The sequence below is a fragment of the Brevibacterium zhoupengii genome (genome assembly GCF_021117425.1).
Lineage (GTDB): Bacteria > Actinomycetota > Actinomycetes > Actinomycetales > Brevibacteriaceae > Brevibacterium > Brevibacterium zhoupengii.
The window spans coordinates 3,386,204-3,401,058 of record NZ_CP088298.1; the positions used below are offsets into that span (position 1 = coordinate 3,386,204).

Here is a 14,855-nt window from a genome sequence, read left to right on the forward strand (position 1 = left end):
CGCCCCTCACCACCAGGCCCGAACGGTCTCGGTGGGACCGTCCACCTCGGTGAAGCCCGCGTCGACGACGCTCACGGGCCGTTCACCTGCCGCCCATTCGGACTTCGTCGGGGTCACCACGCGCAGGCTGAAGCCAGATGCCCGCCACCGGTCACGCGCCTCGGCGGGCATCTGCTCGTAGGCCAACTGCGCACCGTGACCGCACTGCGCTGCGGCCTTGCCCGTCGTCAGCGTCACCAACGGTGAGAGTTCGATGGTCACGACCGCCTCGGCGACCGACACCGAGGTGCCGCCCTCATCGGGGAACTCGGTGCCGCCGACCTGCAGCTTCTTCAGCTCCTTCGGCAGGGGTTCGACCGGTCCGGGAGGGAACACGAGCGCCTCGGCAGGACCGAAATCCTCATTGCCGCCGAAGGTCACCTCCACACAGCCCAGGGCTCGTGCGTCCTCGAGCTTCTGCCCATCACCTCGGCGCACGACCTTGCGGATTGCCCCGTCACGCCAATACTCGACCGCCTCGTGCCACTGCCCTTCCGGCCGCGAGCGCGGGTCGTCGAGGAAGGCGACGACGGCTCGGGCGGTGGCTTCGACGACGTCGATGTGGCGGGCGATGTTCGTCTTCGACCGCCGGACCACGATCGGCAGTGACCACGGAACCTCGTGGTCGGACTCGTGTCTGCGCATGTGCTCGGTCATGTACTCACTCCCTACCGTGTTGAAAGCACTCTCCCTTCTCAACATCGTTGCCTATCGGATATTCCGATCGTTGGAAGTCGGTGCAGAGGTAGACAGGCAGAAACCAGAGAGGCTCATTTGCTAACTTCATACCATGGACTACTCATTGAAGAGTCAGTGTAATCGCATCATCCGAGCGTATGGTGAACCGTTTCTGCAGTTTATTTTCGCTCTGGACGGTGAAAATATCACGCCCGAATTGCTGAGCGTGCAGGACCACCTCGTGCTCGATGAACTGCAGAGTGTCGCTTCCAAAGCCTCATACGATGTCACTTTTGAGACCGAAATATCGTTCAATGCAATGCTTCATTTCCTTCCAACAAGTGACCGACAACTCGGTCGAGCCGCGCTGCTTCGCCGCGCGGCAAAGGGCGACAACCCGCCTGCTCCATCGACGGACGACAAATTCCTCCAACAACTGTTTGATTGCGCAGCAATGTGCTGGCCGGGGGTCTTGCTGCTTCGGGGCTACAATGACTCATTCCACCGGCTCGGCGTTTCGTTGGGAGTCCGAGCCGAATCCACGACTGCGATGGACGCCGCCGCTCGCGCACTGCTGGCTGACCCGTCCCTCGGCAAGCTATTCCCTAGCCCTCGACCAGACCTATTGAGGTTGTCGCCTTCGGCGGTCTCTTGCGAATGGACGCTTTCCATTGACCCAGGAGGTACTGTTTCAGCCTTTGCTGGCGCTGTGATAGCGCAAATGTTGATGATTTCAGCGGTGAGGCTTGAGAGTGCGCAGCTGGCATGGACGCTTGAACATTTCTGGAATGAATTGGCAACCACGGTAGTTGCCTACCGAGATCTTGCCGAAGGCATTGAAGCCAAATTCCCAGTCGTGGTGGGACTTGGCGGGCTACAGACCCCAGAGCTCAGTTCGATGAGATTCGAGGGAGGGCACACGATTCGAAAAGTGTCGGCTGTCGATACGCATCTTTTGGGACGTTTTGGTCTTGGCTCACATACGGTCACTCTCGAAATCCCTACGAAGCTGATGGCCACAGAATTCATTCCTCCTGAAGAAAGAACCGAACGCCTCGGATTCAGGGATGCAACGAAGATAGTAGAAAGGGAACTCGATGCCATCCGCCTAGCTCTATTGACGGGTACTAAAAACGGCCGCCGTATACCGACGACACGATATTTCACTCGCTTTCTGAACCCACGATCCCCAGGATCCGCCGAAATATGGAGCACTTCAAATCTTGAGCAAGTCCAGCAAGCTGTTGACGGTGTAGTCAGCCAGGCTGACCTCGAGGAGATCCGCGACCAGCACCGGGCACTAATCTCCCCCTTGAAGAAGATAATTCACGTAGATATGCCAGTTCGGCGGTTGCTTCAAGCGGCCGGAAACCGAAGTCACCCTGAAGATGCTCTAGTCGACGCCTTCGTAGCAATCGAGGCTCTATTGAATCCAGGGTCGGGCAAGTGTCTGACCGAGAGACTGACGTCAGCAATTGCGGCATTGCTACAACCAAACAACCCAGATGGGCACGAGCAAACCAAACTTGACGCTAAAGACCTCTACGACTTGCGCAGCATGATTGTTCATGGCAACCGCAGGGCCCCTGCCAACCTCCACCAGCAAGCCAGGGAGTCAGTGGATCTTGCTTGCCGAATAATCAACGCCCTGTGTCTTGCCGAAAACCAAGAGCTCCGTGGGATGAAAGCGTCTACACGGAACAAGAAACTCTTAGAGTACACCTCGACGCCTGATCATCCTCCGGCTTGCACCTAGCGAGCACTCGCTCGATCGAGTCGTCACCTCACCGCCCGGCGAGCGCCTGCAGCAGATCCTTGGCCCGCCGGTCGACGTTCTCCGTGAGCATCTCGTTGCTCAGGAATGAGAACCCGAACCCCTCCTCGAGCCAGGCTCCGTGCAGGCTCCCGCCAGCACCAGAGTGCCCGAAGGCTCGATCGACGGGCCCATAGGTGCCAATCGGGTCTGTGAGTTCGAAACCGAGACCGAAGTGCAGGGGCCGATCGTTGAGGACATCGAGTCCAACCGATCGGGTCTGCAGTGCGTTCTCCATGGCCTCGGGTGCAACGATTCCCCCGCCGAGTCGGCCGGGCGTGACCAGCAGTGTACAGTTTCGCCATCGCTGCGGCAGTGCCCATTCCGCCCCCGGCCGAGATCTCCGCTGCATGGAAGGCTCGCGTGTTCATCGGCAAGGTCGGTGCCAGCAGCGAGGCATACATTCGGTCGATGACGGCCCGGCGCGTGGGGTCGTTCTTGAGGTACGTCGAAATCGAGTAGCCGGGCGCCTGGATGATCGGGGCCACACGGTCTTCATCCTCAGCGGGCAACCCCAGGTGCAGGTCGAGGCCAAAAGGTTGGGCGAGGTCCTCGTGCAGCCATTGGGCCACGCTGCGGCCGGTGGCGCGGAGGATGATCTCCGACATCAGGTACCCGTAAGTCACTGCATGGTAGGCGACCTTCGTTCCCGGTTCCCACAGTGGTGCTTGCTGCGCGAGGATGGAGGCCATTTTCCGGGAGTCGAGGAACGCCCACTGTGCTTCATCCGCGCGCGGCCTGTAATCAGCATCCAGCGAAGGGTCCGGGTCAACATAGGGCAGGCCAACCGTGTGTGAGAGGACCTGCGCGACGCTCACCGTCTCCTTGCCCGCGGCCGCGAACTCCGGCCAATAGTGGGCAACGGGAGCCTCCACATCCAAGAGCCCCTCCCCCGCGGCTTTGGCCGCAATGGTCGCGACCAGGCCCTTGGTCCCGGAGAAGAACACCGCCAGTGTCCGTTCATCCCACACCCTCGCCGAGGTGTCTGCGCGCTTGCCGGCGACACCGGCCCGAAGCTCGATGACCGGTTCACCCGCGCGGTAGACGCTGAACTCCATCCCGCCCTGGCTTTGCGCGGCATGTCGTTCGAAGGTGTCGGTGAGGCGTTCTGCAACGCCTGGTCCGAGGAGTGCATCGGCGTTGTGGCTGAGCTGGGATGTGGTGGTGGGCTGCGGCTCAGTCATCGGGGTTCGGCTGCTCCTGTTCAGAGGCTATGTTTGCATCTTCACAGTACTGAAATCGTGAGCAAGCTTTCGAAGGAAGCCGACCAGTGGACAAACTGAGAGTATTTCCTGATCGGTCACGGTCGAGTGCCATGCGAAGGGAGCCCCAAAGTAGACGCTCAACACAGATGAGCGACAGTTACTCTGCCGGTGAAAACACGAGCTAGTGGTTACTGAAGGCCTCCTGCAACCACCAGGCTCCCCCATCCGACGAGATCTGTGCGTCAATGATCAATGGACAGGTCGGTTTGCTCGCCAACCAATCGGCAACAGCGGAAAGAGAAGAGATTTCGGTGACGGTGATGGCCTCAGCACCGAACCCTCGAGCGATGCGCGCAATATCTGTGCGTTCGAACGTAACAGCATCCATAGGCGGAGTTCCCGCCTGAGATCCGAAGTGATGCACCTCGGCGCTGTAGGCCGCGTCGTTGTACACGATGCAGACCAAAGGCAGTCGCAGTCGCACGGCCGTCTCCAGATCAGCAATGGCCATGTGGAATCCACCGTCCCCAGTGCCGAGCACGGGAAGCCGCCCCGGCTGAGCCAGGGCCGCGCCGATTGCGGTGGCCAGTCCAAGACCGATCGACTGGAACGCCTGAGTGAAGCATAAGCCCTTTTCATCCGGTACCCCGAGGAATTGCGCCGGGTAGCCCATGAAGTTTCCGGAGTCCACAGATACGATGCGTTCGCTCGGCAAAATCTCGTCAAGCCTCAGTGTGAGAGCACGCGGTTCGACGCCTGTTCCTGACGTGTCCCTCTGATTGACGGATTGCTGACGCCAATCTCCGATAGCAATCGAGGCCCTAGCCTCGTCGCTTCGATATCCGGATCTCGGCGTACCTCCGTGTTTGACTATCCAGCCTTTCTGGGCTGCCTGCGCCGTCGCACCAGCGTCACCGATCAAGGCCAGGTTAATAGTCCGGTATCTGCCGGGGGCGTTCGGGTCGACATCGATCTGGACAATGCGTGCGTCTTCGCCCAGCAGCCGCCCCTGTCGCGTGGTCCAATCATTGAGCGCGCAACCGAAACTCACGACCAGGTCTGCGTTGCGGATAAGCTCAGCGGTGTTCGGCGAGGAGAACCCACCGGAAATCCCAAGGTTGAACGCCTGACTCTGGTGCCGCACATTGTTGAATAGCCCTTTCGCGACCGCAGAAGTAGCAAGGAGCGCACCCGTAAGTTCAGCGAGTTCGGCAATCGCTTCACCTGCTTGCCGACCACCCCTGCCCACGATGAATACTGGACGTTGCGCCCGGTCGAGCTCCGCAAGCAAAGACTCGATGCTGCTCGGAACTATTGGAGCCCTAGTCAACTGCTCCAGCATCCGGTCGACGGACTCATCGACATCTGCCGCGGTCACAGCCGGGCTCGATTGCACATTGAGCGGCATGCTGAGCACAACTGATTGCCTGTCGACGACAGCTTGATACCACGCTCGGAGAACGTCGGTGAGCACGGTGTCAGCCCGGTGCAGGCGATGTGGCATCGCCCCGACCGAGACAGCGAGTGCGTCCTGGTCGATGGTGAAGTTCGAATGCACATCTCCCTGTGCCGGCTCGGCGGCGAGCAGTATCAGAGGAGTCCGCGACTTGGCGGCCTCGCCGAGGCCGGTAGCAGTGTTCGTCAACCCGCAGCCCTGGTGAACGCTGACCAGCGCCGGCACATCACTCATCCTCGAATGGGCGTCGGCCATGGTGACAGCACCACCCTCGTGCCTGGCCGCGAAGTACTGCACGCCGGTGGCGACAAGTTCATTCGTCACCTCGAAATTGCCAGAGCCCACAACTCCGAAACAATGGGTGGCGCCAAGTCGAGCGAGTGTGCGGGCAACAACCTGGGAGCCGATCAGGAGCGTGGTGCTCTCGGTTTCTGCCTCGTAAGTCACTGAATGCCTCCGGTGGAGCCATCGACCAATGCGTAGACTCGCACTGGAGATCCGGTGCCCCCGGCGATTGGCAGTGGCGCGATCACAATGATCGCGCCTCTAGCCGGCAACTTCTGCAAGTTCCTGAGCGAAGTGATCCCATATTTGTCATGGCCGAGCAGATGGTAGTGCATGGGAAAAGCTGGCTCGAGCGCTGCTGCTCCCCCGGCGTCGATGCCGACGGTCTCGACACCAACGCCAGAGATCTCGGAACGTTCGGCCAGCCATAGGGCGCACTGAGACGTGAAACCGGGAGTGTGTGAGCTTCCATCGTATTTGTTGAGGAAGCTCTGCCGGTCGCCCGCCCGGGAGTCCCAGCCTGTTCGCACCAGCACCCAGCAGTTTTGTGGAAATGCACCGTTCTCCGCTTCCCAGGCCTCAATATCGGCGACATCGATCAGATGGTCCGGATGCTCGTTCGCCTGTGCTGAGAAGTCGAGTACGAGTGCTGGTCCGATGAGACGTGCTGGCTCCACCTGCGAAACATCCTTACCTTCCCGTCCAGAAATCCAGTGAATGGGTGCGTCGATATGGGTGCCGATATGTTCACCGGTGTGAATATTCGCGTGCTTCCAGTACGGTCCGCGATCGTCGTATTCAGCCTGATTGTCGATCGAAAAATCAATGAGGTTATTGAACGGATCGGGCAGTTCCAAGGTTGGGGTGCTGCTCGACAAGGGCGCAGTCAGATCAACTATTTCGAGTCCCCCGTCGCCTAGCGCTTGAGCTAGCGCGGCAGTGGCTGATTCGGCGCTTACAGGTTGAGACATTGACAAGCTCCTTCGCTTTAAAGCGACTCCAATTGACAGATGGTGCTGGCGGATCGTTCTATGGCGCACCGCAGAGACTTGAACGCTCTCAGCCGCTGAAGCTGAATTTCTTCTGCAGAGTCCGCGCTGTGCGATCCGGGTTGAGCAAAACAACGGAAAGCAAGCCAACACAAGTCAGATAGATCCCGATGAGGATGAACGACGAGTTCATTCCGTCGGCCAATCGACTCGCCATCTCTGCAGTGTCACCAGCTCCTTGCGGGTTTGCCAAATAGCCAGCCCTGTCCATCAACATCCCCACCATCGCCGGAGCTATCACACCGCCGATCGAAGCGAACCCCGTCAGCGTCGCCATTACTGCAGCTCGCTGCTTCGAACAGACACAGAACGCGATTGCGGTGGGAGCCAGTGGATAGATCAGCGCAAGGCCCGCCCCCACGGTCAGAAATCCCACCGCTCCATACCCGTGCATATGAGGGAGAACTGTGAAGCACAATCCTGAGATCAGCAGGGTCGCACCAAATAGGGCACCCATTGCCCAGCGCACAGTAACACCTCGTTTCATCAAGTACCGAGAAGCGAACCCCAGAATCAGCAACGCGCCGGCTCCGACGATCCACGGAAAAGTCGAGACGAGCCCGATCATTTCCGGCTTCAGGTCGACAACCGAGGACAGATACTTCGGTGACCACGTTGAAAGGAATCCTTGAGCCCAAAAACAGCCGGCACCCGCCAGCAGCGCGACGACGAACATCCACGAGCCCAAAACTCGGCGTATGGGAACCATTCTGAGAAGATCCGAGTAGTCGGCAATACTGGATTTCGCGTTCAGATTCGCCTCACCATTCGTGTCCGTCTCGGACCCAACATCCGTCTTGGGCCCAGCATTCACCTCGGCGCCGGGCTTCTCTGCGGGCGCGCCAGCGTGACCGTAAGGACCTTCTCGTCCGAGCATCAGCCAAGCCAGAGTCCACAACAGACCAACGATTCCGAGCAGCCCGAAGGCCCACCGCCACCCAAGGTCAGGATTGGCGATCACCCATGCCAGTAATGGCGCGGCGATGATCGGACCAACTGCCGACCCGGCTGCAACCACGCTGCTCGGCAGTCCACGTTCTTTCGGGCTGAACCATGCTTGGGCGTGTTGAAGGGAAATCGGAGTGGCGGGCCCTTCGGCTGCGCCCAGAAGAATTCGAGTGACGAGAAGTACCGCAGCCCCTCCCCCGAAGAGCATCGGAAACTGCAGCACAGCCCACGAGACACCCATCGTCAGGAGGATCCACCGAGTCGGAACCTTGCCTGCGATGAAACCCACCGCTATTCCGGCAATAGAGAATAGGAAGAAGAATGCGCTTCCAATGAATCCGAACTGGCCAGACGTGAGACCGAGCTCCTTCATGGCAGGGCCTGCAACGAGGCCGATGACCGCTTTGTCAGCAAAATTGATGATCTGAAAAGCAACGAGAAGCCCAGTGACGATCCAGGCACGCCGGTTCATCCGCCCCTTGCGCACTGCCGCACGGAGGGTGTGATCAGCCAAGTCCTCATGTGTGGTCATACCGTCGCCTCCACAGCACCGACGCTCTGTGCGACTACATCGCTGACTGCAGTCACGCTGGGACGGATTCTATAGACATCGTTGTCCTCAGCGATCACGACTTCACTGTCGTAGTCTTTCCGCACCGCTGAGAGCATGGTCGTGAGGTCCGCGGCCCCTGGGGTATTCGGTACAACATGGTGGAGCACAAGTGACTTCGCTCCGGATAGCCTGGCAACCTGACCGACGTCCATGTAACTCGTGTGAGATTCGCGCAGATGCACTTCGATCCCATCACGAGTCGGACCATCAGGGAATGTGCTGAGAATGGCGGGGAGGTCGATGACTTCGTGCAGCAGCAGGTCGACGTTGTTGGCAAGTTTTATGCAGTTCGTCGAGTAGGCGGTATCACCCGAGATCGCAACGGAGCCATATTTGGAATCAATGCGGAATCCGAACGCTGGGAAACACAGGCGGTGGTCGACGAGGATGGCCGAGATCGTGACCAGCTCATCCGTATAGACCACAAAGGGCTCCATTTCAGGGTGCCGATTATCAACGGCGTCGGCGCCCGCTGCGTCCGGTATCTCGATATTGTGCGCACGAATCCACTCATGAGGCTCCGTTCTTCTCTCGTCAGCCATCCGAATCGCAATGTCGGAGGCAAAGACCTTGTCCAGCAATGAGTCGACGATATCGGTTGTACTCGACAGACTCCGACCCTTGAGTTGGTCTGCTAACGCTCTTTCGTGATCGCCGTCCATCGCTGGAATACGCGAGGGCCTTCCAGGTCCATACAGATCAATGGGCGCACTGAACGACTCGCCGGGAACCTGCCACCCGGTGGTGAGATACGAACCGAGATCATATATGTGGTCAGAGTGATGATGCGTCAGGAACACCGCTCGCAGATCGCCCCAGTCCGCATGCCTGCGATAATTGCGAATGCTTCCCATCCCACAGTCGAAGAGGTAAGTCGTGCCATCGACTCGAACTGCAGTGCTGGTCCCAGCCCGGGAGCTCGAGACGATTGGTCCTCCGCCAGTGCCAAGGGTGTGAACGCTCATTCCGTCCAGTGATGCTGAAGTCACAATGGAACCTCTCGTAGGTAGCGTGCATCCACGGGCATTGCTCAAAGCGGTCTAGTTCACGCCAAGATGCTGCGCCGCGTCAGAGTTCGGCCTCATCACCGAACGTGCTCCAGATCATATACAGCTATTTTCACGATCGCAATACCTATTGCATATACGGGGTCGGCTCTGGCATGCTTAATTCACCAGCAGTGGCGCACCGACGAAGGAGTCAAACATGGAATCACAACTCGGCCAAGAGATTATCCTTGGAGACCTGCCCAAGGGCATTACTTTGGCAAGCGAGACGATGGGGAACAGATCGTGGAATGTCCTCGGTCATACTTACTTATCCAAGGTTGACGGCCCGGACAGCTTCGCATGGTTATCTCTGGACCCGGCTGACACCGGAGTTCCACCACACGTCCACCCCCTGCAAGACGAGCACATCTACATCCTCGAAGGCATCTACACTCTGTATCTCGACGGGGAGTGGATGAAGGCCGGCCCCGGAGACACAGTCCGTATGCCGAAGGGTCTTCCTCATGCCTACTACGTCAAAGGCGGCGAAGCTGCGAAGTCGCTGTTCTGGGTCAGTCCTGCGGGGCAGCTAGCGACGCTGTTCGATGAACTCCACAATGTCTCCGACCCCGAGGAAGTCGTAAGACTCTCGGCACAGCGCGACGTGAACTTCCTACCGCCAGGAAGCGTCCCCGGAGCCGACTGATCACCAACATCGAGGTACCCGCTTGTCGCTGGTTCCTCCACCTTCAGCTTCGACGTCCGCTATTGAGCGGTCCTCGAGGCTGAAGGTGCGTGAAGAGTCGGTACCCGCAAGATATCCACCTCTCGGCTACACGATGCGGAAAATGAATACTGAAGAGCTCGGAGCGCAACGATCGCTCTCGTATGGAAATGACAAAGACCAGGTCTTCGACCTCTGGCTTCCAATAGGCAGTTACATCCGCGGTATCGCAGTATTGGTCCATGGCGGATATTGGCGCCAGCGCCTCGATCGATCCTTGATGGCGCCGATGGCGGAACTGCTCGTCGCCGAGGGATGGGCTATCGCGAACGTTGAGTACCGCCGGGGCCCAGACAGTCCCTGGCCGATCCCGTCGAGCGACCTTCGCACCGCTGCACAGAAGGTTCGCGCAGTCGCAGCCGCGGAGTCAATTTCAGGACCCTTCGTCTTCATCGGCCACTCAGTCGGAGGCCAACTGTGTCTGCTCAACTCCGATTATTCAGATGCGCTGGTGGCATTGGCTCCCGTTACCGATACCGCGAGAGTCTATGCCGAGCGTCTGGGTGACGGCGCTGCCCATGAGTATTTCCAAAGATCGCCCCATGAGGCGCCAGATGTCTATCAAAATTCATCGCCAATATGCTGCGCACCCCCGGAAGTTCCCACTTTGCTGGTGCAGGGCAACAACGATGATCGTGTTCCACCTGAGCACACAGCGAGGTTCGCAGACATGGTCCGCCCCACGACCTTTGTCGACCTGCATTGCTTCGATCAAGTTGGGCATATCGAACTAATAAGGGCCGATTCAGAGCATTGGGTTTCAACTCTGCGCTGGATGAATGCGCTGACACTATAACTGCTGAGGTTTCGATCAAAGTTTCTGAAAGCCAGCTTTTGAAACGCAATCTGCTATCTGAACGCGCATAGGGCCGCCCTGTTAAGGACGGCCCTATGCGCTTCTCTTCAGGCTCCGCTGAACGCCGGCTCCCTCTGCCCCTCGGGCTTCCAACGCAGATGCGGATCATCGATCAGCTCATCATCGCGCAGCAGCGACAGTCGAGGCCTCACGGCGTCGGTCCTGGCAGACGGTGGCTTCCTCCGACCGGCACGGAACTGATTCGGCCATTGCGCGCCTGGCCCTTCATATTCCTGTTCGACTGCAGCATGCAGCGTCCAGTTCGGGTCGTAGAGATGTGTCCTGCCCACCGCGATGAGGTCAGCTCGTCCGGCCAGAAGGATCGAATTCGCATCGTCGAATGATGAGATCGCACCAACTGCGACTACCGACACCCCCGCCGGTCCGGCGACCTCCTGACGAATTCGATCAGCGAACGGCGTCTGGTATGAACGTCCGTACGCAGGTTGTTCGTCGGCAGTCACCTGGCCGGTGGATACATCAATACCGTCCACGCCATGGTCCACGAATGCCTGTGCGATCCGCACAGCATCATCGACCGTATTTCCACCCTCGATCCAGTCGGTAGCGGAGATTCTCACTGTCAGTGCACGGTCTGGCGGCAAAGCACTTCGCACCGCGTCGAAGACCTCCAGTGGGAACCGCAATCGGTTCTCCACATTCCCCCCAAACTCGTCCGTTCGGTGATTGGCTATTGGGGAGAGGAAAGCGGAGAGAAGATAGCCATGAGCCGCGTGGAGTTCGATGACGTCAAAGCCGGCATCTGCAGCGTTTTTGGTCGCCTGCACGTAGTCAGACAGAATGGTCTCCATGCCGTCGCGGCCGAGTTCGTTCGGCGGGATGTTTCCCGGACCATAGGGAAGCGCCGAGGCGGACACCGTCTCCCAGTTGCCCTCATCGAGCGGCTGGTCGATGCCTTCCCACATCAGCTTCGTCGAACCTTTGCGCCCGGCATGACCCAGCTGCACGCCAGTCTTAGACGCTGAATGCGAGTGGATGAAGTCGTTGATCCGACGCCATCCTGCAACCTGTTCCTCGGAATAGAGCCCAACACACGCCGGCGTGATCCTCCCCGCTCGCGACACAGCCGTCATTTCGGCCATGACAAGACCAGCGCCACCCATCGCCTTCGAACCCAGATGGGAGAGATGAAAATCGGTGGGAACTCCGTCATCCCCGGCCGAGTACATGTTCATCGGCGATACGACTATTCGGTTCGCCAGTCTCTGCGGACCGAGGCTGTGGGGTTGGAACATCGCGGGTGCCACCTCGGCGGAGTCCTGCTGGGAGGCAAAGTGCTCTTCCACTTGGCGAGCGAAATCGGGATCTCGCAGGCGAAGATTCTCCTGAGTGATCCGCCGCGATCGAGTGAGGAGGTTGAAGGCAAACTGAACCGGGTCCTGGCCAGCATACATTCCGAGCACTTCGAACCACTCCAAGGAAGCCTGCGCTGCCCGCTGTGTCGATTCGACAACCGGACGACGTTCCGTCTCATAGGCGTTCAACCCCTGGTCAATCCCTGCATGCTCGTGCAGGCAGGCGGCCAGAGCCAGAGCATCCTCCATAGCCAGCTTCGTCCCCGAGCCGATCGAGAAGTGAGCCGTATGCGCAGCGTCACCAAGGAGCACGACATTGTCATGCACCCATGAGGCGTTGCGTACCGTAGTGAAGTTGAGCCATTTGGAATTGTTGAGAAGCAGCTGATGATCACCGATTTCCTCGGCAAAGATCTCCTCAATCTTCCCGACCGCGAACTCGTCGCTGACACCGGGGGGCAGCGACTGTCCTTCAGTGGCGTCGAAACCTGCACGACGCCACACATCCTCATGCATTTCGACAATAAAGGTTGAACCCTTATCTGAGAACGGATAGCCATGCACCTGCATGACACCGTGTTCTGTCTCCTTGATGAAGAATTTGAACGCTTCGAATACCTCAGAGGTGCCCAACCACATGTACTTGTTGGGGCGCGCATCGACGGAAGGGGCGAAGTCCGACTCGAATTGCCGCCTGATCTGCGAGTTCACGCCGTCTGCAGCAACAACGACGTCGTAGTCTCGGGACAGTTCCTCAATGTCGGGTGCCACAGTGGAGAACCGGACGTCGGCTCCGACTTCTTGTGTCCGACGCTGGAGCATCTCAAGCAGATCCTTGCGGTACATTGCGGCGAAGCCCTGTCCACCGACCGTCATTGTTTTTCCCCGATAGTGGATATCGATATCGGCCCACCGGGCAAAATGTCGCTGCATGTAATCAGAGACGACTGGGTCGGCATTGGCAATGCCGCCGAGAGTCTCGTCAGAGAACACAACGCCGAAGCCAAACGTGTCCGATGCCGCGTTCCGTTCCCAGACTGTGACTTCGTGGCCTGCGTCGAGTTGTTTCATAAGCGCGGCGAAATAGAGTCCTCCAGGGCCCCCGCCGACTATTGCTATTTTCATTTCTTGTCGCCCTTTCTCATGCGTGGACGGCTGTGGCAGCTTCGGCCTTGAGCTCGTCACGAAGTTTGAAATGTTGGAGTTTTCCACTGGGATTGCGGGGCAGAGCCTCCACGAAGCGGATCTCTCTCGGGTACTTGTATGGCGCTATCTGTGTCTTGACGAAGCTCTGGATTTCGCGTGCCTTTTCCTTGCCTTCCGCCGCCTCTTCTCGCAGGACGATGAAGGCAGTCACCAGGGACCCTCGTTCCTGGTCGTCCTTGCCGACGACGGCGCATTCGACAACATCCGGATGCTCATTGAGCGCAATTTCGACTTCGGGCGCGCCGATGTTGTACCCGGAAGAGATGATCATGTTGTCGCTGCGCGCCTGATAGACGAAGTATCCGTCGTCGTCGCGGAGGAAGGAATCGCCGGTGACGTTCCACCCGTTGACAACATAATTGTGCTGGCGCTCGTCGTTGAGATACCGACATCCCAGCGGGCCGCGCACCGCGAGACGGCCGACAGTGTTGTCTGGCACCTCGTGGCCATCTTCATCGAGGATCACGGCGCGGAAGCCTGGCACTGGCTTGCCTACGGCTCCGGGCTTGATATCGTCACCTGCTGCGGATATGAAGACGTGGAGCATTTCAGTGCCGCCGATGCCGTCGATGAGCTTGAGCCCCGTTGCCTCGTATACGGCCTCCCAGGTGGCTTGCGGCAGATGCTCACCCGCAGAGACCCCAAGTCGGAGATCAGAGAGGAGATCTGCTCGGCCCGCTTTGATGATCGCTCTGTATGCCGTCGGAGCCGTGTAGAGAATCGTCACCCCTGAGTCGTGAGCGTACTGCGCCAATTCAAGCGGGGTTGCCCGCTCTACAAGGAGTGACGCGGCTCCGAAGTACAGAGGGAAGACGACGAGCGCACCAAGACCGAAAGTGAAGGCAAGCGGAGCTGAGCATGCGCACTTGTCATCGGGGCCGACTTTGACGATATGGCGGGCAAAAGTGTCGGCATTAGCGAGGATGTCACGGTGGAAATGCATTGTCGCTTTCGGCACTCCGGTTGTCCCTGAAGTCGGACAGAGCAATGCCACGTCGTCTGCGGCCGTGACGACATTGTCGAACGATTCTGCCTTCTGCCTGGATCGGACGGTGAGGTCGTTGTCAGCATCCGACCCGATCGGGATGACCTCGACTCCGCGGCTGGCTGCCGGTTCAGAGATTCCGTCTAGGAATCGGTGGTCGACGAGCGCGAGGTTGGGTTGAGTCAGCTCGAGAAGCGAATCGACTTCTTTGTCCCTGAGCATCGCCATTGTCGTGACGACTACGCCACCGGCTTTGAGGACTCCGAGCCAGGCTGCGACAATCCATGGCGTATTTGGTGCCCTGAGGAGCACGCGGTTGCCGGGCACGATTCCGCAGTCATCGGTTATCAGGCGGGCGATCTGATTGGACCGGGCTAAGAGTTCGCCGTAGGTCCATTCCTCGCCTTCCGGCGTAAAAAGGGCCAGCCTTTCGGGACCGAATCGCGCCACTGCATCATCGATGAGCGTCGTGGCCGCATTCAAACGATCCGGGTAGTGGACGTCGTCGATGGTGAATTCAAGGTCGGGCCAGAGATCTGCCGGTGGGAGGTTGTCACGGGCGAACGTATCGACGTAGCCCGATGGAGTCAGTTCCATGTGCTTTCCTTCATTGTCGTCGCAGGCTCCTGGGAG

11 protein-coding genes are annotated in these 14,855 nt (G+C 58.9%); 3 read left to right on the plus strand and 8 right to left on the minus strand.

Annotation, left to right across the window (positions count from 1 at the left end; all coding sequences use genetic code 11):
• Positions 1-6: 6 nt before the first annotated feature.
• The gene (locus tag LQ788_RS15410; RefSeq protein WP_231442436.1) at positions 7-696 is read right to left on the minus strand and encodes an aminoacyl-tRNA hydrolase; all 690 of its coding nucleotides are present in this window, start codon (positions 694-696) and stop codon (positions 7-9) included.
• A 133-nt stretch (positions 697-829) separates the two neighbouring features.
• Here LQ788_RS15410 and LQ788_RS15415 point away from each other — a divergent pair, with 133 nt between their 5' ends.
• Positions 830-2,473, plus strand: a complete 1,644-nt coding sequence (locus LQ788_RS15415; RefSeq protein ID WP_231442438.1) for a HEPN domain-containing protein — start codon at positions 830-832, stop codon at positions 2,471-2,473.
• A 23-nt stretch (positions 2,474-2,496) separates the two neighbouring features.
• Here LQ788_RS15415 and LQ788_RS15420 read toward each other — a convergent pair whose 3' ends face one another.
• From LQ788_RS15420 to LQ788_RS15440, 5 genes are all read right to left on the minus strand, one after another.
• Positions 2,497-3,714 (minus strand): serine hydrolase domain-containing protein, encoded by a 1,218-nt coding sequence (locus LQ788_RS15420; RefSeq protein ID WP_231442439.1) that lies wholly within the window; start codon positions 3,712-3,714, stop codon positions 2,497-2,499.
• 202 nt (positions 3,715-3,916) lie between these two features.
• On the minus strand, positions 3,917-5,638 hold the full coding sequence (locus tag LQ788_RS15425) for a thiamine pyrophosphate-binding protein (protein ID WP_231442441.1): 1,722 nt from the start codon (positions 5,636-5,638) through the stop codon (positions 3,917-3,919).
• Entirely contained in the window at positions 5,635-6,447 is an 813-nt protein-coding gene (locus LQ788_RS15430) for a cyclase family protein (RefSeq protein ID WP_231442444.1), read from the minus strand. Before LQ788_RS15430 ends, LQ788_RS15425 begins: the two co-directional genes overlap by 4 nt.
• An 88-nt stretch (positions 6,448-6,535) precedes the next feature.
• The gene (locus LQ788_RS15435; RefSeq protein WP_231442446.1) at positions 6,536-8,005 is read right to left on the minus strand and encodes an MFS transporter; all 1,470 of its coding nucleotides are present in this window, start codon (positions 8,003-8,005) and stop codon (positions 6,536-6,538) included.
• A complete protein-coding gene (locus tag LQ788_RS15440; RefSeq protein WP_262908358.1) occupies positions 8,002-9,051 on the minus strand; it encodes an MBL fold metallo-hydrolase in 1,050 nt (349 codons plus the stop codon). The genes LQ788_RS15435 and LQ788_RS15440 overlap by 4 nt, the downstream gene beginning before the upstream one ends.
• A gap of 241 nt (positions 9,052-9,292) precedes the next feature.
• On the opposite strand from LQ788_RS15440, the gene LQ788_RS15445 reads away from it, so the two are divergent.
• Positions 9,293-9,781 carry a cupin domain-containing protein gene (locus LQ788_RS15445; protein ID WP_231442450.1) on the plus strand — a complete coding sequence of 163 codons (489 nt, stop codon included), beginning with the start codon at positions 9,293-9,295 and terminating at the stop codon, positions 9,779-9,781.
• 142 nt (positions 9,782-9,923) lie between these two features.
• Positions 9,924-10,655 carry an alpha/beta hydrolase family protein gene (locus LQ788_RS15450; protein ID WP_231442452.1) on the plus strand — a complete coding sequence of 244 codons (732 nt, stop codon included), beginning with the start codon at positions 9,924-9,926 and terminating at the stop codon, positions 10,653-10,655.
• Positions 10,656-10,762: 107 nt separating this feature from the next.
• Here the strand turns inward: LQ788_RS15450 and LQ788_RS15455 are convergent, their stop codons facing one another.
• Together LQ788_RS15455 and LQ788_RS15460 are read right to left on the minus strand one after the other, a co-directional pair.
• Complete coding sequence (locus tag LQ788_RS15455; protein ID WP_231442455.1) at positions 10,763-13,156, minus strand: bifunctional salicylyl-CoA 5-hydroxylase/oxidoreductase; 2,394 nt, start codon at positions 13,154-13,156, stop codon at positions 10,763-10,765.
• A gap of 16 nt (positions 13,157-13,172) precedes the next feature.
• A complete protein-coding gene (locus LQ788_RS15460; RefSeq protein WP_231442457.1) occupies positions 13,173-14,819 on the minus strand; it encodes an AMP-binding protein in 1,647 nt (548 codons plus the stop codon).
• Positions 14,820-14,855 lie beyond the last annotated feature (36 nt).

What these genes read in the sequence shown, in the direction of transcription:
- LQ788_RS15445 (WP_231442450.1), top strand. Translation starts at nt 9,293, where the DNA reads ATGGAATCACAACTCGGCCAAGAGATTATCCTTGGAGACCTGCCCAAG.
- LQ788_RS15455 (WP_231442455.1), bottom strand. Translation starts at nt 13,156, where the DNA reads ATGAAAATAGCAATAGTCGGCGGGGGCCCTGGAGGACTCTATTTCGCC.
- LQ788_RS15450 (WP_231442452.1), top strand. Translation starts at nt 9,924, where the DNA reads ATGAATACTGAAGAGCTCGGAGCGCAACGATCGCTCTCGTATGGAAAT.
- LQ788_RS15410 (WP_231442436.1), bottom strand. Translation starts at nt 696, where the DNA reads ATGACCGAGCACATGCGCAGACACGAGTCCGACCACGAGGTTCCGTGG.
- LQ788_RS15415 (WP_231442438.1), top strand. Translation starts at nt 830, where the DNA reads ATGGACTACTCATTGAAGAGTCAGTGTAATCGCATCATCCGAGCGTAT.
- LQ788_RS15460 (WP_231442457.1), bottom strand. Translation starts at nt 14,819, where the DNA reads ATGGAACTGACTCCATCGGGCTACGTCGATACGTTCGCCCGTGACAAC.
- LQ788_RS15440 (WP_262908358.1), bottom strand. Translation starts at nt 9,051, where the DNA reads ATGAGCGTTCACACCCTTGGCACTGGCGGAGGACCAATCGTCTCGAGC.
- LQ788_RS15420 (WP_231442439.1), bottom strand. Translation starts at nt 3,714, where the DNA reads ATGACTGAGCCGCAGCCCACCACCACATCCCAGCTCAGCCACAACGCC.
- LQ788_RS15435 (WP_231442446.1), bottom strand. Translation starts at nt 8,005, where the DNA reads ATGACCACACATGAGGACTTGGCTGATCACACCCTCCGTGCGGCAGTG.
- LQ788_RS15430 (WP_231442444.1), bottom strand. Translation starts at nt 6,447, where the DNA reads ATGTCTCAACCTGTAAGCGCCGAATCAGCCACTGCCGCGCTAGCTCAA.